Source organism: Paenirhizobium selenitireducens ATCC BAA-1503, from assembly GCF_000518785.1.
GTDB classification, from domain to species: domain Bacteria; phylum Pseudomonadota; class Alphaproteobacteria; order Rhizobiales; family Rhizobiaceae; genus Allorhizobium; species Allorhizobium selenitireducens.
In genome coordinates this window covers 570,606-592,600 of sequence record NZ_JAEG01000001.1, presented here as the reverse complement: position 1 = coordinate 592,600, position 21,995 = coordinate 570,606, and the positions used below count along the sequence as shown (strand labels likewise).

29 protein-coding genes are annotated in these 21,995 nt (G+C 65.2%); 10 read left to right on the top strand and 19 right to left on the bottom strand.

The genetic code is table 11. The annotated features are described in order from the left end of the window. Positions 1-42: 42 nt before the first annotated feature. From L867_RS0102950 to L867_RS0102940, 3 genes are read right to left on the bottom strand one after another with little or no spacing between them, the layout of a single operon-like run. Entirely contained in the window at positions 43-516 is a 474-nt protein-coding gene (locus tag L867_RS0102950) for a DUF2269 family protein (protein ID WP_028735498.1), read from the bottom strand. 1 nt (position 517) lies between these two features. After that, positions 518-1,801, bottom strand: a complete 1,284-nt coding sequence (locus tag L867_RS0102945) for an SDR family oxidoreductase (RefSeq protein ID WP_028735497.1) — start codon at positions 1,799-1,801, stop codon at positions 518-520. Between the two features lie 38 nt (positions 1,802-1,839). Further along, positions 1,840-2,685 carry an aldo/keto reductase gene (locus L867_RS0102940; RefSeq protein WP_028735496.1) on the bottom strand — a complete coding sequence of 282 codons (846 nt, stop codon included), beginning with the start codon at positions 2,683-2,685 and terminating at the stop codon, positions 1,840-1,842. Positions 2,686-2,830: 145 nt separating this feature from the next. Here L867_RS0102940 and L867_RS0102935 point away from each other — a divergent pair, with 145 nt between their 5' ends. The 5 genes from L867_RS0102935 to L867_RS26290 all read left to right on the top strand — a co-directional run bounded on the left by L867_RS0102935 (position 2,831) and on the right by L867_RS26290 (position 6,137). Further along, positions 2,831-3,424 (top strand): LysE family translocator, encoded by a 594-nt coding sequence (locus L867_RS0102935; protein ID WP_028735495.1) that lies wholly within the window; start codon positions 2,831-2,833, stop codon positions 3,422-3,424. A gap of 70 nt (positions 3,425-3,494) precedes the next feature. Beyond that, a complete protein-coding gene (gene nthA, locus L867_RS0102930; RefSeq protein WP_028735494.1) occupies positions 3,495-4,172 on the top strand; it encodes a nitrile hydratase subunit alpha in 678 nt (225 codons plus the stop codon). After that, complete coding sequence (nthB, locus tag L867_RS0102925; RefSeq protein ID WP_028735493.1) at positions 4,169-4,828, top strand: nitrile hydratase subunit beta; 660 nt, start codon at positions 4,169-4,171, stop codon at positions 4,826-4,828. Before nthA ends, nthB begins: the two co-directional genes overlap by 4 nt. After that, positions 4,815-5,192 (top strand): nitrile hydratase accessory protein, encoded by a 378-nt coding sequence (locus L867_RS0102920; RefSeq protein ID WP_028735492.1) that lies wholly within the window; start codon positions 4,815-4,817, stop codon positions 5,190-5,192. Before nthB ends, L867_RS0102920 begins: the two co-directional genes overlap by 14 nt. An 84-nt stretch (positions 5,193-5,276) precedes the next feature. Continuing rightward, positions 5,277-6,137, top strand: a complete 861-nt coding sequence (locus tag L867_RS26290; RefSeq protein ID WP_051438779.1) for a hypothetical protein — start codon at positions 5,277-5,279, stop codon at positions 6,135-6,137. Positions 6,138-6,188: 51 nt separating this feature from the next. Here the strand turns inward: L867_RS26290 and L867_RS0102910 are convergent, their stop codons facing one another. The 9 genes from L867_RS0102910 to L867_RS24410 form a co-directional block, all read right to left on the bottom strand. Further along, on the bottom strand, positions 6,189-6,986 hold the full coding sequence (locus L867_RS0102910) for an anti-sigma factor family protein (RefSeq protein WP_028735491.1): 798 nt from the start codon (positions 6,984-6,986) through the stop codon (positions 6,189-6,191). Beyond that, positions 6,983-7,537, bottom strand: coding sequence for a sigma-70 family RNA polymerase sigma factor (locus L867_RS0102905; RefSeq protein WP_028735490.1), 555 nt, complete (start codon positions 7,535-7,537; stop codon positions 6,983-6,985). Before L867_RS0102905 ends, L867_RS0102910 begins: the two co-directional genes overlap by 4 nt. Then, positions 7,521-7,892: a COG4315 family predicted lipoprotein gene (locus tag L867_RS0102900; RefSeq protein WP_028735489.1), complete on the bottom strand. Its 372-nt coding sequence runs from the start codon at positions 7,890-7,892 to the stop codon at positions 7,521-7,523. Before L867_RS0102900 ends, L867_RS0102905 begins: the two co-directional genes overlap by 17 nt. A 118-nt stretch (positions 7,893-8,010) precedes the next feature. Then, entirely contained in the window at positions 8,011-8,487 is a 477-nt protein-coding gene (locus tag L867_RS0102895) for a c-type cytochrome (protein ID WP_051438778.1), read from the bottom strand. Then, entirely contained in the window at positions 8,484-8,927 is a 444-nt protein-coding gene (locus L867_RS24425) for a c-type cytochrome (RefSeq protein WP_051438777.1), read from the bottom strand. The genes L867_RS0102895 and L867_RS24425 overlap by 4 nt, the downstream gene beginning before the upstream one ends. Beyond that, a complete protein-coding gene (locus tag L867_RS0102885) occupies positions 8,924-9,460 on the bottom strand; it encodes a methylamine dehydrogenase light chain (RefSeq protein ID WP_232363867.1) in 537 nt (178 codons plus the stop codon). Before L867_RS0102885 ends, L867_RS24425 begins: the two co-directional genes overlap by 4 nt. Positions 9,461-9,481: 21 nt before the next feature. Further along, positions 9,482-10,072 (bottom strand): methylamine dehydrogenase accessory protein MauD, encoded by a 591-nt coding sequence (gene mauD, locus L867_RS24420; protein WP_232363866.1) that lies wholly within the window; start codon positions 10,070-10,072, stop codon positions 9,482-9,484. A gap of 35 nt (positions 10,073-10,107) precedes the next feature. Continuing rightward, positions 10,108-10,641, bottom strand: coding sequence for a MauE/DoxX family redox-associated membrane protein (locus tag L867_RS24415; RefSeq protein WP_051438776.1), 534 nt, complete (start codon positions 10,639-10,641; stop codon positions 10,108-10,110). Then, positions 10,638-11,783 (bottom strand): amine dehydrogenase large subunit, encoded by a 1,146-nt coding sequence (locus L867_RS24410; protein ID WP_051438775.1) that lies wholly within the window; start codon positions 11,781-11,783, stop codon positions 10,638-10,640. The genes L867_RS24415 and L867_RS24410 overlap by 4 nt, the downstream gene beginning before the upstream one ends. Positions 11,784-11,950: 167 nt before the next feature. On the opposite strand from L867_RS24410, the gene L867_RS0102865 reads away from it, so the two are divergent. Both L867_RS0102865 and L867_RS0102860 read left to right on the top strand, forming a co-directional pair. After that, positions 11,951-12,877: a helix-turn-helix domain-containing protein gene (locus L867_RS0102865; protein ID WP_028735486.1), complete on the top strand. Its 927-nt coding sequence runs from the start codon at positions 11,951-11,953 to the stop codon at positions 12,875-12,877. A gap of 50 nt (positions 12,878-12,927) precedes the next feature. After that, positions 12,928-14,055 (top strand): ATP-dependent DNA helicase, encoded by a 1,128-nt coding sequence (locus L867_RS0102860; RefSeq protein ID WP_028735485.1) that lies wholly within the window; start codon positions 12,928-12,930, stop codon positions 14,053-14,055. A gap of 16 nt (positions 14,056-14,071) precedes the next feature. Here the strand turns inward: L867_RS0102860 and L867_RS0102855 are convergent, their stop codons facing one another. The 3 genes from L867_RS0102855 to L867_RS0102845 all read right to left on the bottom strand — a co-directional run bounded on the left by L867_RS0102855 (position 14,072) and on the right by L867_RS0102845 (position 16,589). After that, positions 14,072-14,584, bottom strand: a complete 513-nt coding sequence (locus L867_RS0102855; RefSeq protein ID WP_232363865.1) for a DUF4405 domain-containing protein — start codon at positions 14,582-14,584, stop codon at positions 14,072-14,074. A gap of 90 nt (positions 14,585-14,674) precedes the next feature. Continuing rightward, positions 14,675-15,367, bottom strand: a complete 693-nt coding sequence (locus tag L867_RS0102850) for a MerR family transcriptional regulator (protein WP_028735483.1) — start codon at positions 15,365-15,367, stop codon at positions 14,675-14,677. A 190-nt stretch (positions 15,368-15,557) separates the two neighbouring features. Next, positions 15,558-16,589 (bottom strand): hypothetical protein, encoded by a 1,032-nt coding sequence (locus tag L867_RS0102845; RefSeq protein ID WP_028735482.1) that lies wholly within the window; start codon positions 16,587-16,589, stop codon positions 15,558-15,560. 317 nt (positions 16,590-16,906) lie between these two features. Between L867_RS0102845 and L867_RS0102840 the strand changes: the two genes are divergently transcribed. Further along, entirely contained in the window at positions 16,907-17,659 is a 753-nt protein-coding gene (locus L867_RS0102840) for a pyridoxine 5'-phosphate synthase (RefSeq protein WP_028735481.1), read from the top strand. A gap of 49 nt (positions 17,660-17,708) precedes the next feature. On the opposite strand, the gene L867_RS0102835 is transcribed toward L867_RS0102840, so the two are convergent. After that, positions 17,709-18,590: an SDR family oxidoreductase gene (locus tag L867_RS0102835; protein ID WP_028735480.1), complete on the bottom strand. Its 882-nt coding sequence runs from the start codon at positions 18,588-18,590 to the stop codon at positions 17,709-17,711. A gap of 139 nt (positions 18,591-18,729) precedes the next feature. On the opposite strand from L867_RS0102835, the gene L867_RS0102830 reads away from it, so the two are divergent. Next, complete coding sequence (locus L867_RS0102830; RefSeq protein WP_028735479.1) at positions 18,730-19,134, top strand: winged helix-turn-helix transcriptional regulator; 405 nt, start codon at positions 18,730-18,732, stop codon at positions 19,132-19,134. Positions 19,135-19,146: 12 nt separating this feature from the next. On the opposite strand, the gene L867_RS0102825 is transcribed toward L867_RS0102830, so the two are convergent. Continuing rightward, entirely contained in the window at positions 19,147-20,076 is a 930-nt protein-coding gene (locus tag L867_RS0102825) for a bifunctional helix-turn-helix transcriptional regulator/GNAT family N-acetyltransferase (RefSeq protein ID WP_028735478.1), read from the bottom strand. A 76-nt stretch (positions 20,077-20,152) separates the two neighbouring features. Then, complete coding sequence (locus L867_RS0102820) at positions 20,153-20,869, bottom strand: aspartate/glutamate racemase family protein (protein WP_028735477.1); 717 nt, start codon at positions 20,867-20,869, stop codon at positions 20,153-20,155. Between the two features lie 159 nt (positions 20,870-21,028). On the opposite strand from L867_RS0102820, the gene L867_RS0102815 reads away from it, so the two are divergent. Next, entirely contained in the window at positions 21,029-21,493 is a 465-nt protein-coding gene (locus L867_RS0102815) for an Lrp/AsnC family transcriptional regulator (protein WP_028735476.1), read from the top strand. 1 nt (position 21,494) lies between these two features. Here L867_RS0102815 and L867_RS0102810 read toward each other — a convergent pair whose 3' ends face one another. Next, positions 21,495-21,884, bottom strand: coding sequence for a DUF4087 domain-containing protein (locus L867_RS0102810; RefSeq protein WP_028735475.1), 390 nt, complete (start codon positions 21,882-21,884; stop codon positions 21,495-21,497). Between the last annotated feature and the right edge of the window lie 111 nt (positions 21,885-21,995).

The window sequence follows — 21,995 nt, the reverse complement described above, 5'->3', positions numbered from 1 at the left end:
GGTCAATTCCTAGTGCCAAGAAGGGTCATTTCTGTCAACGGCTTAGAGAACCGGATCGGGCCTGATCAACATGAGATAGAGAATGCCGATCATCGAGAGAAATGCGGGAAAGCCGAAGGCGAACCAGACGCGGTAGAGGCAGTGATAGCGCTCCGGCAGGGGGCCGCTTCGCGCCGCCGCGACCCGGGCCATGTCGCGCAACTGGATCTGGATCCAGACGACGGGCAGCCAGAACAGGCCGACCACGACATAGAGGATGAGCGACAAGGCGATCCACCCCGTCGTCAGCGGCCAGCCGATCAGGTGGGCAAGCCAGGCCCCGGTGATCGGCTGGAGAATTGCGGCCGTGGCGGTGAAGAGCGTGTCGGCGATCACCACCGTGCCGGAGACATGGGCGATCAGCCGGGCGTCGCGGGTCCGGTTGGCCATGAGCATGAAGAAGGCGATACCGGCGCCGGTGCCGAACAGCACGGTTGCGCCGATGACATGGGCGAGGCGCAGCAGGTCCTCCAGCATGTCAGCGCTCCTCCAGGATGGCGAGCGCACAGAGCGTCAGCGCGATCGACGGAAAGATCTTGACCAGCGGGCCCAGCGGATCGAGCCAGAGCGCGGGCTGGATGATCGTGCCGCCAAGCAGATAGGCGAACGAGACCGCGAGCATGGCGAGAAGCGCGCGCCGGGCGAAGGGTTGCACGAGGACGGCGAGCCCGAGGGCAATGTCGAGCAGCGAGGTCGCAAGGGTGACGGCGAGAGCGGTGTCCGTCGAAAGACCGGCGCCGAACAGGCCGGCCGTCCGCGTCAGGGCCAGGAGCGGGATACTGCCGGACGTGATCCAGAACAGCGAAAGGGTGAGGATGACGAGGGGTTTCAACAGGTAGAGCCGCGAGAACCAGAGGTCCTGGGCTGCGGCCGGTTCGCCACGCAGGCGGATCAGGGGATCGGAGGTCCACAAGGTCTCCCGGTCCGCCGCCGGTGCAACGCCGAAACCGCTGATGCGTATGGCCGTCGATCGCAGCGGAGAGCGCCAGCCGAGACGGCCCGCGAGATCGGCGAGGAGGGTAAGCGGGCGCGCGGCCATGGCGGGCAGGCGCAACACCTGTGCGGGCTTCAGGCCGAGCCAGGCGCGATAGAAACGTGCCATCTTCTCCAGGCTGCGCGTCGGCCGGCCGGCGACGACCAGATCGCTGCCGCTCGGGATGCGGCCGGCGATCGCGTCCGCCACGGCACGGGCGACATCGGCCACATGCACCGCATTCAGCGGACTGTGCGGATCGACAAGCGGGAGCACGAGGGGCGTGGAGGCAATTGCCCTCAGCAGCGCCGTGCCGCCATAAGCATTGCGGCCGACGACCACGGTCGGGCGCAGGATCACGTGGGCCAAGCCCGACCGGGCAAGGGCGGTATCGGCCTCCAGCTTGGTGTCGATAAACCGGGTGCCGGCGGCGGCCAGATTCTCCGGCGCCGAGATCTGTATGATCATCGGCGGCACGGCGCGTTCGGCGCAGGCGGATTGCAGCGCCAGCATGGCGTCGCGCTGAACGGCAGCGAGATCGTCGCGAAGGCCGTCCTGCAGCGCGCCGGCGCAATTGACCACGGCCGTTGCGCCCTCCAGCAAGGGTTGCCAGTCAGCGGCGCGGCGCAGCCGCGCGAGGTCGCAGGCAATCCACGCGATGGCGGGCAGGCGGGCGCTTGCGCGGGCGATATCGCGCCCGAGGCCGGTCACGGCGTGGCCCTCGTCGCACAAGGTCTGGGAAACCACCTGGCCGATGAAACCGGAGGCGCCGAGGACGAGAATGCTCATGCCTGTCTTCCTGCTGGGAGATGGAGGTGTCTTCGCCTTTACAGCATGTCGAGCGCCATCTTGCGCGCCGGAGGCGGGAAGACGGCGTCGAGGACGGCCCAATCCTCGTCGGAAATATCGAGGTCGACGGCGTCGCGGTTTTCGCGCACGCGCCGGAGGTTGGAACTTTTCGGGATGGCAATCACGCCGTCGCGCTCCAGGAGGAAGGCGAGCGCGACTTGGGCGGGGGTGGCCTGGTAGGCCTTGGCAATGCTGACCAGTTCGGGATGGTGGACGAGCCGGCCCTGCTCGATCGGCGAATAGGCCATGACCGGAATACCGCGGCTCTGGCACCAGGGCAGAAGATCGTATTCGATGCCGCGTCGTGACAGGTTGTAGAGCAGCTGGTTGACCGCGCATTTCTCGCCTTGCGGTACGGCCAGCAATTCCTCCATGTCGGCGGTGTCAAAATTGGAGACGCCCCAGGCGCCGATCTTGCCGGCGGCCTTCAACTCTTCGAAGGCGGCGACGGTGTCTTCGAGCGGATGTTCTCCGCGCCAGTGCAGGAGATAGAGGTCGAGGCGGTCGGTGCCGAGCCGTTTCAGGCTCGCCTCGCAGGCGGCGATGGTGCCTGTGCGGCTGGCGTTCCACGGATAGACCTTGCTCACCAGGAAGACCTCGTCGCGACGGTCTTCGAGCGCCTTGCCGACGATCCGTTCGGCGCCGCCCTCGCCATACATTTCCGCCGTGTCGATCAGGGTCATGCCGAGATCGAGGCCGAGCCTGAGGCTGTCGATCTCGTCATTGGCCCGGGCCTTCACCTCGCCCATCTGCCAGGTCCCGAGGCCGAGCGCTGGGATGTCGATGCCGGAGGGCAGGGGGACGGTCGGGATCGGATCGTGCATCGGGACTCCTCATCGGTGGCGGTTCTCCAGCTTAGTCGAGCGTCCGGCGGTTTCAATCCTTGGCGGATTGCCATGGTGACAAATCTGCGGTGGCGGTGCGGAACCTAGCCGACTATCGTGCCGCAGATTCTTCGGGAGACCTGCCTTGGATACGGCGACGCTGACCGCCCTTGTGACCTTTGCCTTCGCCACCTCGATCACGCCGGGGCCGAACAACATGATGCTGTTCGCCTCGGGGGTGAATTTCGGCTTTCGCCGCACGATCCCGCACATGCTGGGCATTGGGGCCGGTTTTCTGTCTCTTCTGATCGGGGTGGGGCTTGGGCTCGGCGCGCTGCTGGCAACCGTGCCGATCCTTTATACCGGCCTCAAGATCGCCGGCGGCATCTACCTCGTCTACATCGCCTGGAAGATCGGCTCCTCGCGCACGCTCGGCGAAGGCAAGGCCTCGACCCGGCCGATGACTTTTTTGGGGGCCGCGGCCTTCCAGTGGGTCAACCCGAAGGCCTGGGTCATGGCCGTGACCGCCATGGCCGTCTATGTCGATCCGAACAGCTATGTCTGGAGCGTGGTCGTCATCGGACTGGTGTTTGCCGCGGTGAACCTGCCGAGCGTCTCGACCTGGGCAGGTTTCGGCTCGGTGCTGCGCGAATGGCTCTCCGTACCGGTGCGGCTCAAATGGTTCAACATCACCATGGCCGTTCTTCTCGTCGCCAGCCTCTGGCCGATGCTGCGCTAGCGGTCGCCCGTGCTCTTGCCAAGGGCCCGGACGTGCTTAAGACTGGGCGCCGCCAGAGGGGAAGAGCGATTTGTCCGACCACAGCCACAATCATCACGACCACGACCATGGGCATGACCACGGACACGACCATGGGCATGGGCACCATCACCACGACAACCACTATGGCGACATGCAGGCGCGGGTGCGGGCGCTGGAAACCCTGCTGACTGAAAAGGGGCTGATCGATCCGGCGGCGATCGACGCCATCGTCGAGACCTACGAAACCAGGGTCGGGCCGCGCAACGGGGCGCGGGTGGTGGCGAAAGCCTGGGCCAATCCGGACTTCGCCGAATGGCTGCGCGCCGATGCGACCGCGGCGATTGCCAGCCTCGGCTATACCGGCCGCCAGGGCGAACACATGCGCGCCGTGTTCAACACGCCGGACACCCACAACATGGTCGTCTGCACGCTCTGTTCCTGTTACCCGTGGGCGGTGCTCGGGCTGCCGCCGGTCTGGTACAAGGCGCCGGCCTATCGTTCGCGCGCTGTGATCAATCCGCGCGCCGTGCTTGATGAATTCGGCGTGACGCTGAACCCGGAAACGCAGATCCGCGTCTGGGATTCGACGGCGGAACTGCGCTACCTCGTCGTGCCCGAGCGTCCCGCCGGCACGGACGGTCTGGACGAGACGGTGCTGGCCGGCCTCGTCACCCGCGATTCGATGATCGGCACGGGCCTGGCGCTTGCGCCGGGAGCCGTATCGTGAACGGGCCGCACGATCTCGGCGGGCAGATGGGTTTTGGCCCTGTCGCGCCGGAAAAGGACGAGCCGATCTTCCATGCGGCGTGGGAGAAGCGCGCGCTCGGCCTGACGCTGTCCTGCGGCGCCTTCGGGGCGTGGAACATCGACGAGAGCCGCCACGCGCGCGAAAGCATTCCGCCCGCCGACTATCTCTCGGCGAGCTATTACGAGATCTGGATCCGGGCGCTGGAGACGCTGCTGGAGCGGCACGGATTTGCCACGCGCGACGAGCTTCGTTCGGGGAAGAGCCTGACGCAGGGCGCCGCGCCGATGCGCATCCTGAAGGCCGATATGGTGGCCGGCGTGCTCGCCCGCGGCGGCCCGTGCGACCGGCCGCTGCATGTCGAGCCGAAGTTTACCGCCGGCGACCGGGTCAGGACCCGTAACTTCCATCCGGAGACCCATACGCGCCTGCCGCGCTATGCGCGCGACAAGGTCGGCAGGATCGAGGCGGTACAGGGCAGCTTCGTTTTCCCCGACGACAATGCCCATGGAAACGGCGAGAACCCGCAATGGGTCTATACCGTGGTGTTCGATGCCGCCGAGATCTGGGGTGACGGCAGCGATCCGACGCTGAGCGTTTCGATCGACGCGTGGGAGAGCTATCTTGAGCGTCTGTGAAACTCCGTCTGCATTGAGCCAGTCGCCCGGCCTGCCGAAGTCGTCGGAGGGCGATCCGGTGTTTGCCGAGCCGTGGCATGCGCAGGCCTTTGCCATGACCGTGCATCTGCACGAGCGGGGCCTGTTCAGCTGGGCCGAATGGGCGGTGACGCTATCGGCGGAACTGCATCAGCCCGGGCGCGCCGAGGACGGTTCGGACTATTTCGACGGCTGGGTTTCGGCGCTGACCACGCTTCTTGCCGAAAAGGGGCTCGCCGAGCCGGAGACGGTGCTGTCGCTGCAGGAAAGCTGGAAACGCGCGGCGGAGGCCACGCCGCATGGCAGCCCGATCCTGCTGACCAACGATCCGCTGCGTTCATCCTAAAGGCGTTCTCGCGGATCGGTTGCATTTGTTCCGCCTTGGAGTATCGTTCCTATCGGGTGCGGGCGATGCAACCCGGGGGACGGGATGGCTGGGGACACGACGAATCCGACGGGAAGCAATCAACAGGCGCAGAGCCTGGATGCGGAAACCAACGCGGCGCTGGCGACGGAGAAGCGGCGCGAGCGGACGCTCGGCGTCTATCTGCTGATCCTGCCGATCCTTCTCACCTGCCTGCTGGTGGCGATCTGGCCGAGCCCGTTCACGCCGCCGGGCAAGACGGTGCCGGAGATCCGGTCGCTGTGGAACTTCACCGATCAGGTCGAGGTCCGGCTGCTGATGATCGTGCTCGTCTCGGGTGCGCTTGGCAGTGCCGTTTCGGCGGCGCGCACCTACGCCAATTTCCACGGCCTCGGCCGCTACGAACCGAGCTGGACCTGGTGGTACCTGATGAAGGTGCCGATCGGCATGGGGCTCGCGCTGTTCCTCTACTTGGTGGTGCGCGGCGGGCTGTTCTCGGCCTCGCTCAGCGACAGCGGCGCCGTGATGGATACGGCCAATCCCTTCGGCTTTGCCGCACTCGGCGCGCTGGCTGGCATGTTCGCCAAGGAGGCCTCCGACAAGCTGGAAGAGATTTTCAAGGCGGTGTTCCGCACGGCCGAGAAGCCGCCGGTGGCGCGACCGAAGATCGACAGGCTCGATCCCGCCGCCAAGAAGGTGCACGACCCGGACCTGACGCTCAAGGTGGAAGGCAGCGGCTTCGATGCCAAGTCCACGGTCAAGGTTGGTGACAAGACGCGGGACAGCGTGTTCAAGAATGCCGGTCTGCTGGTCGTCACCTTGTCGTCCGAGGACCTGGAGAGGCCGGGCAAGCTTCCGGTCGTCGTCGTGGCGGGCACGCAGGGCGGCGGCACGTCGGCGGCGGTCGAGCTGGCGGTCGCCGGCTGAGCGGGCGGGATCCGAGCTTGCCGGGCCGGGCGCGTTCCGGCCCGCCTGCCGTCAGGTTTCGAACTGCCGGTAACACTCGTCGGCCACCTGCTGCAGCCTTGCGCGCGAGATCTCGCCGGTCACGGCATAACCGATCGGGCCGTCGATCCAGTAGAAGGTCTCGAGACCCGCGTCGCTGGCGTAGCGGAAGCTGGTCTCGCGGTTCTCCTCGTTGCGGCCGAGCAGAACGGTGACCCGTTCGCCGGCATCGTCCTCGTACATCAGCAGCGCGCCGGCCTTGCCGCTGACGGGCACCAGCCGACCGCCGACGAGTTTCAGGCCGACGGCCGTGAGATCGGGGATGCGCAAGGGCGTGTCGAGCCGCTTGCCGAGCCAGGCGGCGAGATGCTGCTGCTCGTCGGCGCCGACCTCGACCGGATGACGGACGTCGCTGGCATAGATCAGGAAGGCCGAGCGTGACTGGTCGGGCAGGGCGGCGATGGCCTGCAGTGCCGGTTGCGGTTCGCCGGTGAAAAAGGGCGGCGCCAACTGGCCGGCAATCGCGCCGCCGACGAAGAGCATCACGGCGGCGGCGACCTGCCAGAGCGGCCGAAGGTTGCGGGCAGACCCGCGCTCCGCCCGATCTCCCGCCTTGGAAACAAGGACGGCATCTTCCGCCCGTGCCTCGGCGCGGCCGGCAAAGAGGCTGCGGATGTCCGCGTTCTGCTGCCGCCAGTCGGCGACCATCGCGGCGGCGTCCGGATTGGCGTCCAGCCAGGCCTCGACCTCACGCCGCCGATCCGGATCGAGAAAGCCGTCGACATAGGCATGCAGGTCGTTTTCGCTGACGGGGGTATTCTGGTCGGTCATCGCGGTCTCCGCAACGAGATGATGTTGCTGTCGTTCAGTTGATCGCGCAGGCGCTGTCGGGCGCGCGACAGGCGGGACATGACGGTGCCGATCGGCAGATCGAGCATGTCGGCCACCTCCTGATAGCCGTAGCCCTCGACGGTGACCAGCATCAGCACGGCGCGGTTCTCTTCGGGCAGGCTGTCGAGGGCCGCCACCAGCCGGTCGCGCTCGAGCGGGTCGCCGTGGATCTCTGCCGCCGGCAGATCGACCGCCTCATCGATGCTGACGGCGGGATGGCGCGCGTTGCGGCGATAGCGGTTGCGGTAGAGATTGGTCATGATCGCATAGGTCCAGGCCTTGAGGTTGACGCCGCGCCAGTGACGCCGGTTGACCAGCGCCTTCTCGACGCAATCCTGCAAGAGGTCGTCGCCTTCGGCTTCCGAGCGGGCAAGGCTGCGCGAATAGCGCCTGAGCTGCGGCAGCAGCGCGAGCACGTCGTTTTCGAACGGGCCGGAGCCGGGGGAGGAGCTCCCCGGCTTCCGGCTATCGCCGTCAGGGCCTTGCGGCATCCCAGACACCTTTCACGCCGTCGCCGGTGGCGTCGCCTTCCTTCATGTCCTTGACCCAGAAGTAGAGCGGCTTGCCGTCCTTGGCCCATTGCATGGCGCCGTCCTTGCGGGTCACCAGCGAATATGCACCTTCGGCCTGGACGCCGGAAGCGGCGATGAAGGGCGGCCAGTTCTTGGCACAGTCGTCATAGCAGTTGGAAACGCCCTTCTTGTCGTTCTTGAAGGTGTAGAGGGTCATGCCGTTGTCGGCGGCGACGACCTGGCCCTTGTCGCTCTTGACGGTCTTGACCGGGGCGGCGAGCGCGGAGCCGGCAAAGGCGGCGAGCGCGATGGTGAGGAGAATGCGGTTTCTCATGGATGTCTTCTCCGAAGAGGTTTGCGGCAGGCGCCGTTCTGGGCTTGCCTGTGCATTGGACATCGCAAGGGGCAGTTTTATTCCCGCCCGGGCAAAAGATATTTTATCGGCCGCAAAACTACGGCCAGGGATAGCCGGCGGTGGCGATGCCTGCGGCCGTCAGCGCCTTCACCACGTCGCGACGGTAGGCGACGACGTCCTCGACCGGATGGGTGCGCAACGCATCGACTTCCTCCACCGTGAACGGCTTGAAGTCGGCCGGCAGGGATTTTCCGCCGAAGGTCTGCATGACGTAGTTCATCACCGCGGCGATCTCCGTATTGGTGAGGCTGGAGTTCACCACGCCGGGCACATGCATGAGATAGGCGCGGCCGTCCTCGGTGCGCGAGAAGGCGCCGACATAGCCGCGAAAATCGGGGATTCCGCCGATCTCGCTGCCGGCGCCTTCGAGACCATGACAACCGGTGCAGCGCAGGATGTAGTTTGCCCGGGCCGAAAGAGGCCCCGCGCTCTCGCCACGGGCGGCGGGCGACCACCCGAGCGAGGCCGAGAGCAGGGTGGCGAGGGCGATTGCGGGAGCGAGGCGTTTCGTCATTGCGTTGATCCCTTGCGGAGCTTGCGCAGGTCGGCATGCGAGGGCTTGGCCTGGCGTGCGGCTTCGAGATGGGCCGTGTCCAGCGCAAGGCCGGTCGCGTTGACCTTCGAGAGGATATAGGTGCCGATCGCCGCCAGGTCCGCGTCGGAGATCGCGGCATGGGACGGCATGATCAGTCCGGCATACATCTGGCCGCCGGCGGTGATGGTGCCCGAAAGTCCCGAGATCATGACGCCCGCGACATAGTCCGGGGCTTTGGCACCGAGGCGCTGCCACAGCGCCGGGTCGTTGAGCGGCGGAGCGATGCCCGGCGTGCCGATCCCGCCGGACTGGTGGCAGGCGGAACAGGAGGCCTCGAACAGGGCGGCTCCGTCTTCGGCGAGTGCTGCTGCCGGCGAGCCGAGGCCCGCCAGCAGGATGATTGCGGCAGTCAGTCTCATTCGGCGAGACCCACCAGGGCGGCGACGGTGCAGTGATAACCCTGCGAGGCGTTGGCCATGCACCAGTTGATGTCGTTGTGCAGGCCCATGCGATAGCCGGGGCGCTCGCGCTCGTTGGTGTTGCAGAAGGGGCTGTTGTCGCAGATCGCCTTGCCGCAGCAGTCGTTGTAGGAAACCAGATAGTCCTTGCCGTCCATTGGATTGGTGCAGGTGCCGACCCAGGAGACCTTGGAGATTTCCGAGCCGGGCGGGCACTGGGTGAGCGAGCCGCCGCAGGAATTGCAGAGGTTGCCGTCCAGCGCGCAGTAGCGCCAGTATTCGCAGGTGGAGGCGTCGCCTTCTTCCGCCGCCCAGGCGGTTGCCTGGCCAAAGGTGCGGTCAAACGGCAGGACCGGGAGCAGGGCACCGCCGACCAGGACTGCGCCGGAGCGGGCGAGGAAGGAGCGGCGGCCGCTCGACTGGGCCACGCGGCGGCTGCCGGTTTCGGCCAGGCGGTCCATCCAGTCGGTGAACTTGTCGATGAGAGAGAGCACGGGTTTCGTTCCTTTCTGAAATCAGCTGCGGGAGGCGGCGTAGCCGTCCAGGTAGCCCTGGATGGACTCGACGCCGAGTTCCTTGGCGTTGAAGAGGCTTTCGAGCTGTTCGCGGCTGTTGATCAGCCCCTTGGAGCGGATGATGCCCTTTTCATCGAGCAGGACCGCGAAGGGCAGGCGCGAGACGCGGTAGGCAAGGCCGAGCTCGGTCGAGTTCACGTAAGGGAAGGAGGCGAGATCGGCGTTCTGGATGAAGCGCTTGTGCTTCTCGACGTCGCCGTCGCTGGCGAGCACCACGTCGATCCATTCCTTTTCCGCCTGCCGCACCGAGCGCAGGATCGGCAGCAATTTCTTGCAGATCGGGCAGGTGGGCGAGAGGAAGAAGATGAGCGTTGAGCGGCCGGGACGCGGACCGACGAATACCTCGCCGCCGGTGAGGCTCGGCAGTTTGAACAGCGGGGTCGGCTCCCCGACCTTCGGGCCGCTGTCGTTGACCAGCGCGCCGAGCGGTGTGATGCGCTCGAACAGGATGCCGATCTGCCGGGAAAGGGCAAAGAGGGCGACGATCAGAAAGAGGACGACCACCCAGAGCAAGGCCAGAGAAAAAACCATGACATTCATCGAACTGTACTTTCCGTGGTTGGGCGTTAGCGTTTCAGGCGAATGAAGGCGGCATTGGCCAGGATCTGGTCGGCCAGCAGATAGGCGGTGAAGAAGGTGAGCCCGCCGATGATGACGGCGGCGCTCTCGGTCACGCCGAAGCCGCTGGCGCTCGATCCCGCGCCGACGAGGGCGAAGGCGGCGAGCGCGGCGTTGCGCCAGACCAGCGTCCAGGCGAGCGGCTGGACCGCGCCGCCGCAGCCGCATTCGATGCGGTCGCGGCCACGCCTGAGGTTGATCGCCATGGCGGTGGCATAGCCAAGCAGCAGGCCGGCCGCGAGCACGGCGCTGACAACATGCAGCGCCGGGACGATCGCCGTCAGGATCACTGCCAGTTCGGCGAGGGCGACGAGGATCGCGACGGGCCGCACGGCGCTTTCGGGCACGAGTTCATAGTCCGCGAGGAAGCCGGTGAAGGCGGTGAAATCGAACACCTTGTGCAGGGCCGCGCGGGCAAAGAGCAGTGCCATGAAGACCGTTGCGGTGGCCGCGACCAGCGGCGGGACGAGGGGCTCAGTCATTCGACCACCTGTACGACGAGCGGGAAGCCGGTGAGACCGGCTTCGCCGGCGGCTTTCAGTGCATATCCTGCGGCCGGATCGGTTTCGAAGCGCAGCAGCGAGCCAGTCTCGGTCGTGCCGAACAGGACGGGCTTGTCGTCCGGGCTCACCGCGATCGAGACGATGTGCTCGACGGGCGAACGCGACAGCAGCTTCTTGGCCTTCAGGTCATAGGCCCAGATTTCGTGTGCGGCGGCCTTGTGGCTGCCGTCCTTGGCGTCCGGATGCATGGTGATGAACAGCACGCCGGTCTTGGCATTGACGGCAACCAGTTCATAGCCGCCCGGCGCCCAATTGCCTTCGATGCCGTCGTTGAGGGCGATGGTCTCGACCGTCTTCAGCGGGCCGTCGGCGTCCTTCAGCACGATCGCCTTGCCGCCATAGGTGACGAAGACATAGCCGCCGTCATAGGGGGCGGCGGTGATGAAGACCGGATCGGCATCCACGTCGAAGGCCTTTTCCCCGGCGAGCTTCTCCGCCATCTTGCCGTCCGCGCCGAGCGTGAAGCTGACGAAGGTGCCGTCGCCGCAGGCGGTTGCGAACTTGTCACCGGAGGCGGACGGATAGATGCCGTAGCAGCCCGGTGTCGGGATTTCCTCGGTCACGGCACCTGCGGCGAGGTCGACGATGGTGACCGAGGTGGCCGGCGTCGCGTTCTGCACGAGCAGGAACTTGCCGGTCGCCGTCTGCTGCAGCATCGGCACGTAGCCGAGCGCCTGGGTCGCCTTGGGCGGCAGGATCACTTCGCGCGTCGCCGAGAGCTTGGCGATGTCGTAGATCTCGAGGACCTGTTCATTGGGGCCGTGCGTCAGGCGCTTCATGTAGTTGGACTGGCCGTAGGCGGTCTTGCCGTCGGCGCCGATCAGCATCTGGCCCATGACGCCGGCGGTCATGAAGCCCTTGAAGGCGAGGTCGTCCTTGCTGAACACGGCGATCGAGCCGGCGCCCTTCAGTTCCTGCTGATAGACGAAGACATTCGGGCCGGGATCGATGGTTTCCTTCAGCGTCACGGTTTCGGGCGTGAACTCCTCAGCATGGGCAAATGCGGGGAGGGTTGCGGCGGCGCACAGGGCGCCCAGGGCTAGTCGGCTCAGCGTTGCCACGGCATGGTCTCCATGTTGAACTCTGGCAATGCTAGCGGCTCATTGTCGCATCCTGCTATCCAGTTTCGGAAATCGTTAAGCTTAAATATTGGGCAGAAATTCGGATTGACTATTTGGCGGCATGCGCTTTCAATTGTGCCGGTTATCCGCCCGAAGGACCGCCCGCCATGTCCGAGTTTCGCGTAACCAATGCCCTTTTTGCCGACGCCTCCGAACAGGAAGGCGGTCTCGCCGGCTGGAGCCAACGCTACTCGCAGTTGCGGCCAGGTCGCTACCAGGGCGCCTTGCAGACGCTGCAGTTCGACGGGGTGTCGATCTCGCGCGAACGGGTCGATGTCGCGGTCGAGGAGGCCACCTGTCCGCCGGAGGGAAGCCTTGTCTTCCTGCATTCGCTGGCACAGCGCAACGCCTGGCGCGTCAACGCCGTTTCGCTCGGTTCCTCAGAGGTTTCCGTACTCAAGGGCGGGCATGAGGTGCATGCCGCGCTGGACGAGGGAAGCGACGTGCTGATCACCATGGTGGATGCGGCCAAGCTCGGCGACATGGCCGCGCCGCAGAGCTCGGTGACGACGGCGCAGAAGCTTCCCGAGGCGGAAGCGGTGATGGGCTGGTTCCTCACGCTGATGGCGGCCTTTGCAACCGAGGCGGGCTGTCCCGGCGACGATCTTGCCCGCTTTCTGCCGGAGCTGATCTGCGACAAGCTGAGCTTTCTCTATGCGGCCATCATGCGGCGCGAGGGCACTGGCAGGACGCCGTCGATACATGACTATGCCCTTTACCGGCGAGCCCGCGAGATCGTCGAGGATCAGCCCAACGAACCGATGTCGGTTACGGCGCTGGCCAAGCGGCTCGCGGTGCCGGCCGAACTCCTGCGGTTCGCCTTCGTCGAGACGGTCGGGATTGGTCCGGGAGCCTGGTTGCGGCAGAGGCGGCTGGACGGCGCGCGGCGCGAACTGCTGGCCCTGAGAGGCTCCGGCGTCGGGGTTTCCGAGGTGGCGATGAAATGGGGCTTCTGGCATCTCGGGCGGTTCTCAGCCTACTATGCCGAGCTCTATGGGGAGACGCCGTCGCAAACCCTTGGACGGTCGGGCTGAGCGCCGGCCTTCGCCTTGCCAAGCCTGGGGAATCCTGCCAAGCACCAGACATGCAGTTCGCACCCCAGCAGGACGAAGCCCTGAAAGCCGTTGCCAAATGGCTGAAGGAGGGCAAGCAGCCGGTGTTTCGCCTGTTCGGTTATGCCGGCACGGGCAAGACCACGCTTGCCCGGCATTTTGCCGAAAATGTCGATGGCGAGGTGCTGTTTGCGGCCTTCACCGGCAAGGCGGCGCAGGTGTTGCGCTCGCGCGGCGCGACCAATGCCCGGACCATCCATTCGCTGATCTACCGGCCGCGCGGCGAGGAAGCCGTGGAGGATGAGGAGACGGGCCGCACCTCGATCGCGCCGATGTTCTCCATCAACCGGCAGAGCCCGCTGGCCAAGGCCGCGCTGATCGTCATCGACGAATGCTCGATGGTCGACGAGCAGCTGGGCCGCGACCTGATGAGCTTCGGCACGCCGATCCTGGTGCTCGGCGATCCGGGCCAGCTGCCGCCGGTCTCGGGCGGCGGGTTCTTTACCGACCAGGAGCCGGATTATCTGCTCACCGACATCCATCGCCAGGCGCGGGACAATCCGATCATCCAGCTCGCCATGCATGTGCGCGAGGGCAAGGAGATCATGTATGGCGACTACGGCACCGCCAAGGTGATCTCCAAGAACGAGGTGACGCAGGATCTGGTGCTCGGTGCCGATCAGGTGCTGGTCGGCACCAACAAGACGCGGCGGCGCTACAACAAGCGCCTGCGCGAGCTCAAAGGCTTTACCGTCGATTATCCGCAGGCCGGCGACAAGCTGGTGTGCCTGAGGAACGATCAGGTGAAGGGGCTGCTCAACGGCTCGCTGTGGCAGGTGATGACTTCTTCGCGCGAGACGGTGAAGCCCGGCATCAACCTTTTGATCAAGCCGGAAGACGACGACATGGATCGCGGCGCGGCCAAGATCAAGCTTTTGAAGGCCGCCTTCGAGGACGTGGATGCGGAGATCCCGTGGGCCACGCGCAAGCGCTATGACGAATTCGACTATGGCTACGCACTGACCGTGCACAAGGCTCAAGGTTCGCAGTGGAACGACGTCGTGCTGTTCGACGAGAGCTGGGCCTTTCGCGATACCCGCGAACGCTGGCTTTATACCGCGGTGACCCGCGCGGCGGAGACGCTCACCATCGTCCGGTGAGCGCCTGCCGTGGACCTTACTGCTTCAGAGCGGTCAGGGTCATGACGACGTCGCGCTCGCCCTTGCCGGACGCGGTGGCGATGTCGACCAGCGATTTGCCGGTTTCAGCCGCGGTGAAACCCTTTTCCTTCAAGGCTGCGATGAAGGCCTCTTCGGTCTGGTTGTAAAGTGGTGCGACCTGGGCCGGCGTGCCGTTGGCGACGAGTTCGATCATGGCGACCTGCGGCGAAACGGAGGTTTCGCCGGTCAGGGCCGGCCAAGCCATGGCAAGGCCGGCGGCGAGCGACAGGCCGAGCGCGATCGCCATCGGCGCTCGCTTGAAGTACATCAGGAACGGTCGCCAGTTCTTCCAGACGTGAAGGACGAAGGGCAGGATGAGCACCATGCTGAGCCATTCGTGCATCTCGCGGAAAGCGGAGGTGCCGAAGTGGAAGAACAGGGCAATACCGGAAATCAGCGAGACGAGGAAAAGGCCGGTTGTGAAGGGCGTGGCGTAGCGGGCGAGGAAGGTGGGCATTGGGAGGACCATCTGTTTGTTTCTTTCCTCCAGTCGCTAATGCCGTCCAGCCCGGTTGTCCCGTTAAATCTCTGTCATCTTTGACGAAATTCAAGTGCCTCGTCAGGATGCGACGATGCCCAGCAGGACCGCCTTGGCGACCGCCTGGAAGCGGTTGTGCGCATCGAGCTTGGCGATGATCGTCGTCTCCAGCGCGGCAACCTCCGAACTGGTCAAGGCGAGCGCGCGGGCGACGCGCAGCGATGCATAGCCTTCGGCCATCAGTTCGAGACAGCGACGTTCGAGGTCGGTCAGCGGGATCGACTTGCGCAGCACGGCGCGTTCCGCCTGCACATCCAGCGTGTCGTGCGACAGCAGCGAACTGAGTTGCTGCAACTGCCGATGGATGGTCGAAAGGCCGGCGGTCAGTTCGCGCTTTCGGGCGAGCAGGGCTTCCTCGAACAGCCCATCGGCATGCTCGCGCGACCGCGCCGATTTCAGCGTCTCCATCAGTTCCTGGATCACTGCGACCGGCATGCCCACCTCGCGGCACGCGGTGATCAGCGCCATGCGGGCGATGTCGGCGCGGGTGTAGACGCGCATCAAGCCAATGCGCCGGGCCTTGATCAGGCCCTTTTCCTCGTAGAAGTGCAGGGTGCGGTGAGTGACGCCAAACAATTCCGCCATGTCGGCGATGGCGACCGGTTCGGCGGGCAGGTCGCGGGGCAGGGGGATGTCGGGCAGGAATTCGGCGTCGTTCATCACGCCGTCTGACCGTTTGCTATCGCTCTGCAGAATTTTCGATCCGTCCGCCATGACCTCCCCCGCGTCCAGCGTTGCATCAAGTCTGCGAATTCACCGCTCCGTCCCAAGCGGCGATCTGCCGCGCTCATCTGCGCGCCGATCTCCCTCAGCTTATTTCAGGTTGCGCTGCAATAGATAGAGAAAACTAGATTATTCGGCTTGATCGGGTTTGGCAAATCCGTGCGCTGCGCCGCCCGCTCCGTCAGGATCGGCGCGTTGTCAGGGCAAGCAGGTCGGACAGTTCGGTGATGAAGGCCGGCAGGCGGTGGGGGTGGGCGAGGCGCTGCTGGTGACGGCTCGCTTCGAGATAGGCGTCATGCGAGTTCTCGAGCTTGTACTGGTAGGTTGCCTCGAGGCAATCCATCAGCGCGGAGGAGAGATGATGGCGGCGGCAGAAGGCGTAGACCTCGCCACACAGTGTCATCGTCTCGGCGACGAAAAGATTGGCAAAGGCGGCAATCTGGCGGCTGTCCGCGGTGTCGCTGGCCGAACGCGACTGGCGGGTGACGGCCTGACCGGTCGCGGGATGCGCGAGACGTGCGCTGAGCGGACCGCTGCGGGCCGAGGAATCCAGTCGCAGCAGGAAGTCGAGGCAGCCGGCCTCCTGCGGCAGGGGGGGCTGCTGCGGCGCCAGCTTGAAGCCGCAGAGCCGCGCCTCCGAAATCCTCACCGCATTGTCGAAGGTCTTTGCCCGCCAGTCGCTGCCGGAGGTGATGACGATAAAGATCTGCGGAAGGGCATGCATTTGCCGGTCCGGGGCGTGAGCCGGCCGATTGGCCGCGCCCGGATCGCTGCCGCCGGGCTCCATGTCGATGCGGATCGCGTCCGCCCCGTTCTTGTCCGCCGCGGAAAGGGAAGGCAAGACGGCGTCGAGCGTGCGGCGCGATTCCGTCGCCAATTCGTAGACCGGAACATAGCCGCCGAGCGGGATGCGGATCCGCACCGGGTCGTTGCGCCCCTCGTCGGCGTAATAGAGATTGAGCAGCCGCCGGAGCTTGCCGGCCTGTACCCGAACCAGCGCATCCACGCCGGGATCTAGCGCGCCATCGCGGCTGAACACGTCCATGCCGATCGTGTAGCCCTTGAGCTGGTGCGCAAGACCGAGCTGTTCGTGCTCGACGACGAATTTGAGAAAGGTCCGCAATCTCTCGGATCGCGCGAAGGTCTGGCTCGACAGGATTGCCGCGAGCGCCAGACTGGTCCTTTCTCCGTCGATACGCCGAACCTGGGTCATTGGGTCTCCATCCGGGTTTTTCCGCCGCCCCGCCGCGCCGACCGCCTTGGCAGGTGCCACGAGGTGCAATCCGTTCTGGGTGAAACTGCTGCATCGCAACTTAGCGAGTGTGACGGATGGCACAAAGCAAAACTTGAGAATCGCAGTCGCAATGGGCGGTCAATACCGGAAATAGGGGGGATTTCAGAGGCGCAGGGGGTGGTCCGGCGCATCCATCAGTATCGTCAATGGGATCATATGTGATTCTCGTTGGCCTTCCCTTGCGTGATCGCCTAAATGAGGTCTGGACGATTGCCACCCTTCATGGATACCGCCGAATGCCCGCAAAGCTCTCCGTAAACCTGAATGCCATCGCCATGCTGCGCAACCGCCGCGATCTGCCGTGGCCGGACGTCGCCCATCTCGGCCGCATCGCGCTTCAAGCCGGCGCCAGTGGCCTGACGGTTCATCCGCGACCGGACCAGCGGCATATCCGCTTCACCGACCTGCCCGTGCTCAGGGCGCTGATCGACGATGAGTTCCCGCAGGCCGAGTTCAATATCGAGGGCTATCCGACGGAGGAATTTCTGTCGCTGTGCGAGGCGACCGAGCCGGAGCAGGTGACGCTCGTGCCGGACGATCCGAGCCAGGCCACGTCGGACCATGGCTGGGACTTCGCCAGACACCGGTCGTTCCTGATCGAGGTCGTTGCGCGGCTGAAGGGCAGGGGCATGCGGGTTTCGCTGTTTGCCGACGGCGACGGCAATGCCGAGGCGGTGCAACAGGCGCGCGAGACGGGCGCCGACCGGATCGAGCTTTACACCGGTCCTTATGGCGGCTGCTACGACAATCCGGAGAGAGCTGCCGAAGAAATCGATCTTCTCGGTCGCACGGCCGATGCCGCGCTTTCCGTCGGTCTCGACGTCAATGCCGGCCACGACCTGACAGTCGCCAACCTTCCGGCACTCATCAAGCGTATTCCGAAGCTGGCTGAAGTTTCCATCGGCCATGGCCTGACGGCCGATGCACTGGAGTTCGGCATGGCGGAAACGGTACGCCGTTTCCGCCATGCCTGCGGCCAGAAGATCTGACGGCGGAAGGCGGTCCCGCGCATCGGATCGTCCGGCCCCGGGGGGCTGTTCAGCCGAGGGCGGCCTTGTTGACCTCAAGGAAGGCCTTCAGCGTCATGCGCTTGGCGCCCGACAGGGTTTCGGCATCGGCCGTCGCCATGGCGATCTTGCCTTCGCGCGTATTGGCGTCGAAGGACACGAAGGTCGGGATGAAGGGTGCCGGAACGCCGGCGGCGGCCATGCCTTCGGACAGCTGCGCATCGGTCAGGTTGACGACGGCGAGCGGCTTGCCCGTCACGTCGCGCACCAGGGCGGCGATCTCTTCCGTCGTATAGGCCGTCTCGCCGGTCAGCGTGTAGGTGACGTTGCCTTCTGCCGGCTTGGCGAGGCCTGCGGCAATGGCGCGGGCAATGTCTTCGCGGGCGATATGGGCGATCCGGCCATTGCCGGCCGAGGTGTACCAGTGGCCGCTGACGATCGCCTGCGGCAGGCTCATGAACAGGTTCTCCATGTACCAGCCGTTGCGGAAGATGGTGTAGGCGAGGCCGGAAGCCTTGATCGCCTGTTCCGTTCCCAGATGATCGCCCTTGAAGGTGATCTCCGAATCTTCCGGCTGCGGCATGGAGGTGTAGAAGATGCGCCCGACGCCCGCGGTCTTGGCGGCCTCGACGGCGGCGCTGTGCTGCGCTAGGCGCTTGCCCGGCGTGCCGAGTTCGTCGGTGGAGACGATCAGAAGGCGGTCGATGCCGGAAAACGCGACTTCGAGCGAGGCCTTGTCGTCGAAATCGACGCGGCGCGGTTCCAAGCCGAGGGCCGCCAGGTCGGCGAGCTTGGCGGTGTCGCGGCTGCCGGCGACGATGTCGGTAGCGGCTACCTTCTGGCTTTCGATCAGATGCTTGATGATGAGGCGGCCGAGATGGCCGGCGGCGCCGGTGACGAGGATCTTGCTCATGGTCTTTCCTTTGGCGATGGCGGCAGGTGCTGCCGAACGAATAGCTGCTCTCAAAATGAGAGTTACGCTAAATTGGAGATTGACGAGCGCTTGTAAAGAAGGCAGTTTTTGGTGCCCACCTTACCGATAGGGAACTGCCATGACCGTCGCCATCACCCGTTTTGAAGAAAAACTCGCCGGATACGGGGGTGACGGACCCAAGCTGGAGAACTGCCCGGTGCGCACGGTGATCGATCACATCGGCGGCAAATGGTCGACCCTCATCCTGCAGGCGCTGTCGGAAAAGCCCTATCGCTTCGGCGAACTTCGTCGGCTGGTGCCTGACATTTCGCAGCGCATGCTGACCCAGACGCTGCGCGACCTGGAGCGCGACGGCTATGCGCTGCGCACGGTGTTCCCGACCAAACCGCCGAGCGTCGAATATCGCCTGACGGATCTCGGGCATTCGCTGTTCAAGGCACTGTGCGTTCTGCTGGAATGGGCGGAGACGAACTATCTGTCCGTAAAGGATGCCCGCCGTAGCTTCGACGAGCGCAACGCCTGAGGTTTTCTGCCGTCAGAGGTCGAGCGTCCAGGTCTGGCCGTTGAGTTCAGGTCCGAGCATCGTGTGCCGCTCCTCGGCGACGAGCCGGAAGCCCGCGGCGACGTAGATGTGGCGGGCCGTATGCAGGATGTCGTTGGTCCACAGGGTGAGCTGGCGGTAGCCGGCATTGCGGGCGAAGTGCACGCACTGCTCGACCAGAAGCTTGCCGAGGCCCAGGCCGCGGGCCGATCCGTCGACATAGAGCATTCTCAGCTTGGCGATGTCGTTTCCGCCGTCCATCACGATTACGGAACCGATGCGGATGCCGGCACGCTCGGCGATCCAGCAATGATCGCGTCTTGCGTCGTAGCGCTCGAGGAAATCGGCGGCGACCCGGCTGACCAGCGCCTCGAAGCGCCCGTTCCAGCCAAATGTGCCGACATAGAACTCGGTCTGCGACTGGATCATCCAGCCGAGGTCGCCCGGACGGTGCGGGCGCAGGATCGGGGCGGCATCGGCGCGCTCCTGCGGCTCGATCAGGCGGGTGATGGTCGCCATCGCCGCGACGAGGGCGGCCTGCTCGTCCTTACCGAGCGGCGCCACCATCTGACGCAACTGGCTGCGGGACAGCTCGGCCAGCGTCCCGAATTCGGTCCTCCCCTTGTCGGTGAGGCATAGACGCTGGCTTCGGCCGTCGGTCGGGTCTTGTGCGACGAGGACGAGACCCCGCTCGCGGAACTTTTTCAATATGCGGCTGAGATAGGCTGGGTCGAGGCGCAGGTCGCGTACGAGTTCCACGGCGAGGACCTGTCCCCGCGTACCGATCTCATAGACGATGCGGGCCTCCGCCAGCGTGTAGTCGGCCTTGAGATAGGCGCGGTCGAGGATGCCGATCCGGTCGGTGTAGAACCGGTTGAAGGCGCGCATCGCCTCGATGGTCGTGGCGTCTGTGGATTCGGGCATGGATCGGACCTCTTCGTGAGGTCCGATCGCTAGCATGGCAATTCCATTTCGACAATCAGTTTGTGGACGCCGTCAACTAAATGGCGACGCGCATCGCAGGTGCGGCGCTGAGCGCGAAGGCGGACGCGGCGCGCGCATGGATGGTGGTCGAATCGAAGCCCGGCAGGGGCAGCGCATCGGCATCGAGCAGCAGGCAGATTTCCGTGCAACCAAGGATGACGCAATCGGCGCCGGCCAGCCTGGCCTTTTCGATGATGGCGATATAGGCCTCGCGCGAGGTTTCCTTCACCGTGCCGGCACAGAGTTCCTCGAAGATCACGTCGTGGACGATCGTGCGGTCCTCGGCATCCGGCACGCGCGGATCAAGGCCAAGCGCGCGCATGCGGTCGGTGTAGAACCCATGTTCCATCGTATAGCGGGTGGCGAGCACCAAGGGACGGCGGAAACCGGAGGCCTTGATGGCGGCTGCGGTCTCGTCGACGATGTGCAGGAGCGGAACCTCGAGGCGGGCGGCGATGCCGTCGGCGACGAGGTGCATGGTGTTGGTGCAGATGAGGATGCAGTCGGCGCCGGCAGCCTGAAGCCCGAGCGCGCAGTCGGCAAGGCGTTTCTCGGCAAGATCCCACCGGCCGGCCTTCTGGTAGCCGACGATCTCGGCGAAGTTGACCGAGTGCATCAGGACTTCCGCCGAGGCGATGCCGCCGAGCTCGGCGCGGACCATCTCGTTGATGAGGCGATAGTAGACCGCCGTGCTCTCGAAACTCATGCCGCCGATCAGGCCGATTGTCTTCATGGTCTTGTTCCCCTGGTTGGTGTCGGGGATTATGGCCAAGCCTTCGGGCAAACGGTTTGCATTTTTCGCGAAAAGTGCAGAGGGTGACGCGCGCCAATTGCGTGATCCGTCCGGATCCTGCACATTGAATGCATCAACATTCTATAAGGTGGGTCTCAAATGCTCGACGATCGCGATCGGAAGATTCTGGATGCATTGCAGCGGGACGCCTCGGTTCCCATCGCCGAACTTGCCGAGCGCGTGTCGCTGTCGCCGTCCGCCTGTTCGCGGCGCATCCAGCGGCTGGAAGAGACGGGCCATATCGAGCGGCGCATCGCGGTGCTGGACCGCGAGCGGGTCGGCGTGCCGACCACGGTCTTCGCACTGGTCAAGACGGCGCATCACTCGGACGAGTGGATTGAGAGCTTTCGCCGGGCGATCAGCGATCTCGCCGAGATCGTCGAGGCGCATCGGCTGACCGGCTCCTACGACTATCTCCTGAAGATCGTACTGCCGCGCGTTGAGCACTATGACGTGGTCTACCGGCGCCTGGTGAAGCGGATCGAGCTGTTCGACGTGTCGGCCTTCATCTCGATGGAAACGCTGAAGGCGGGGTTGGCCGTGCCGGTCGACCACGCCGTATAGCTCACTCCGGCTTCGGCAGGGCCGGATCGGCGAGGCACTTCTTCAGCGGCAGCAGCTTCACGCCGTAGATCGCCGTGATCCGGCCGGCGGCGGCTTCCTGGCTGTCGGTGCTGCGTTCGGTCTCGGCCTGGATGCAGCCGCAGGTGTAGCCGTAATTGCCGTTCGAGGCGACATAGTCGCCGGTCGAGATGTCGGGGAAGTTCTCCATGCCGAGCGGCTCTTCGTCCGAGCCCTGGGTCAGCAGGACCCACATGCCCTCGGAGTCGTCGAGCCAGTAATTGCCCGGCGTCGGATTCTGGATCCAGCCGCAGCGGTTTTCCTTGGCGGCGGCGAGCTGCGGCGCGGCGAGAAGGGCGAGGCTGAGGAGGAGGGCGGTTCGGCGCGGCTGCATCGGTGCGGTTCCTTGTTGCGGGCACTCCATGCAATAGCGCCGGGAGCCCTCTTCGCCAAACGCCAAAAATGGGACAAGGGGCGGGAACCGCAAAAAATTACGACCCCGGAG

Excerpts from the sequence above, each read along its gene's own strand:
- L867_RS0102950 (WP_028735498.1), bottom strand. The coding sequence starts at position 516 with ATGCTGGAGGACCTGCTGCGCCTCGCCCATGTCATCGGCGCAACCGTG.
- L867_RS0102945 (WP_028735497.1), bottom strand. The coding sequence starts at position 1,801 with ATGAGCATTCTCGTCCTCGGCGCCTCCGGTTTCATCGGCCAGGTGGTT.
- L867_RS0102940 (WP_028735496.1), bottom strand. The coding sequence starts at position 2,685 with ATGCACGATCCGATCCCGACCGTCCCCCTGCCCTCCGGCATCGACATC.
- L867_RS26290 (WP_051438779.1), top strand. The coding sequence starts at position 5,277 with ATGGCTGGGGACACGACGAATCCGACGGGAAGCAATCAACAGGCGCAG.
- L867_RS0102910 (WP_028735491.1), bottom strand. The coding sequence starts at position 6,986 with ATGACCGACCAGAATACCCCCGTCAGCGAAAACGACCTGCATGCCTAT.
- L867_RS0102905 (WP_028735490.1), bottom strand. The coding sequence starts at position 7,537 with ATGCCGCAAGGCCCTGACGGCGATAGCCGGAAGCCGGGGAGCTCCTCC.
- L867_RS0102900 (WP_028735489.1), bottom strand. The coding sequence starts at position 7,892 with ATGAGAAACCGCATTCTCCTCACCATCGCGCTCGCCGCCTTTGCCGGC.
- L867_RS0102895 (WP_051438778.1), bottom strand. The coding sequence starts at position 8,487 with ATGACGAAACGCCTCGCTCCCGCAATCGCCCTCGCCACCCTGCTCTCG.
- L867_RS24425 (WP_051438777.1), bottom strand. The coding sequence starts at position 8,927 with ATGAGACTGACTGCCGCAATCATCCTGCTGGCGGGCCTCGGCTCGCCG.
- mauD (WP_232363866.1), bottom strand. The coding sequence starts at position 10,072 with ATGGTTTTTTCTCTGGCCTTGCTCTGGGTGGTCGTCCTCTTTCTGATC.
- L867_RS24415 (WP_051438776.1), bottom strand. The coding sequence starts at position 10,641 with ATGACTGAGCCCCTCGTCCCGCCGCTGGTCGCGGCCACCGCAACGGTC.
- L867_RS0102865 (WP_028735486.1), top strand. The coding sequence starts at position 11,951 with ATGTCCGAGTTTCGCGTAACCAATGCCCTTTTTGCCGACGCCTCCGAA.
- L867_RS0102860 (WP_028735485.1), top strand. The coding sequence starts at position 12,928 with ATGCAGTTCGCACCCCAGCAGGACGAAGCCCTGAAAGCCGTTGCCAAA.
- L867_RS0102855 (WP_232363865.1), bottom strand. The coding sequence starts at position 14,584 with ATGGTCCTCCCAATGCCCACCTTCCTCGCCCGCTACGCCACGCCCTTC.
- L867_RS0102850 (WP_028735483.1), bottom strand. The coding sequence starts at position 15,367 with ATGGCGGACGGATCGAAAATTCTGCAGAGCGATAGCAAACGGTCAGAC.
- L867_RS0102845 (WP_028735482.1), bottom strand. The coding sequence starts at position 16,589 with ATGACCCAGGTTCGGCGTATCGACGGAGAAAGGACCAGTCTGGCGCTC.
- L867_RS0102840 (WP_028735481.1), top strand. The coding sequence starts at position 16,907 with ATGCCCGCAAAGCTCTCCGTAAACCTGAATGCCATCGCCATGCTGCGC.
- L867_RS0102835 (WP_028735480.1), bottom strand. The coding sequence starts at position 18,590 with ATGAGCAAGATCCTCGTCACCGGCGCCGCCGGCCATCTCGGCCGCCTC.
- L867_RS0102830 (WP_028735479.1), top strand. The coding sequence starts at position 18,730 with ATGACCGTCGCCATCACCCGTTTTGAAGAAAAACTCGCCGGATACGGG.
- L867_RS0102825 (WP_028735478.1), bottom strand. The coding sequence starts at position 20,076 with ATGCCCGAATCCACAGACGCCACGACCATCGAGGCGATGCGCGCCTTC.
- L867_RS0102820 (WP_028735477.1), bottom strand. The coding sequence starts at position 20,869 with ATGAAGACAATCGGCCTGATCGGCGGCATGAGTTTCGAGAGCACGGCG.
- L867_RS0102815 (WP_028735476.1), top strand. The coding sequence starts at position 21,029 with ATGCTCGACGATCGCGATCGGAAGATTCTGGATGCATTGCAGCGGGAC.
- L867_RS0102810 (WP_028735475.1), bottom strand. The coding sequence starts at position 21,884 with ATGCAGCCGCGCCGAACCGCCCTCCTCCTCAGCCTCGCCCTTCTCGCC.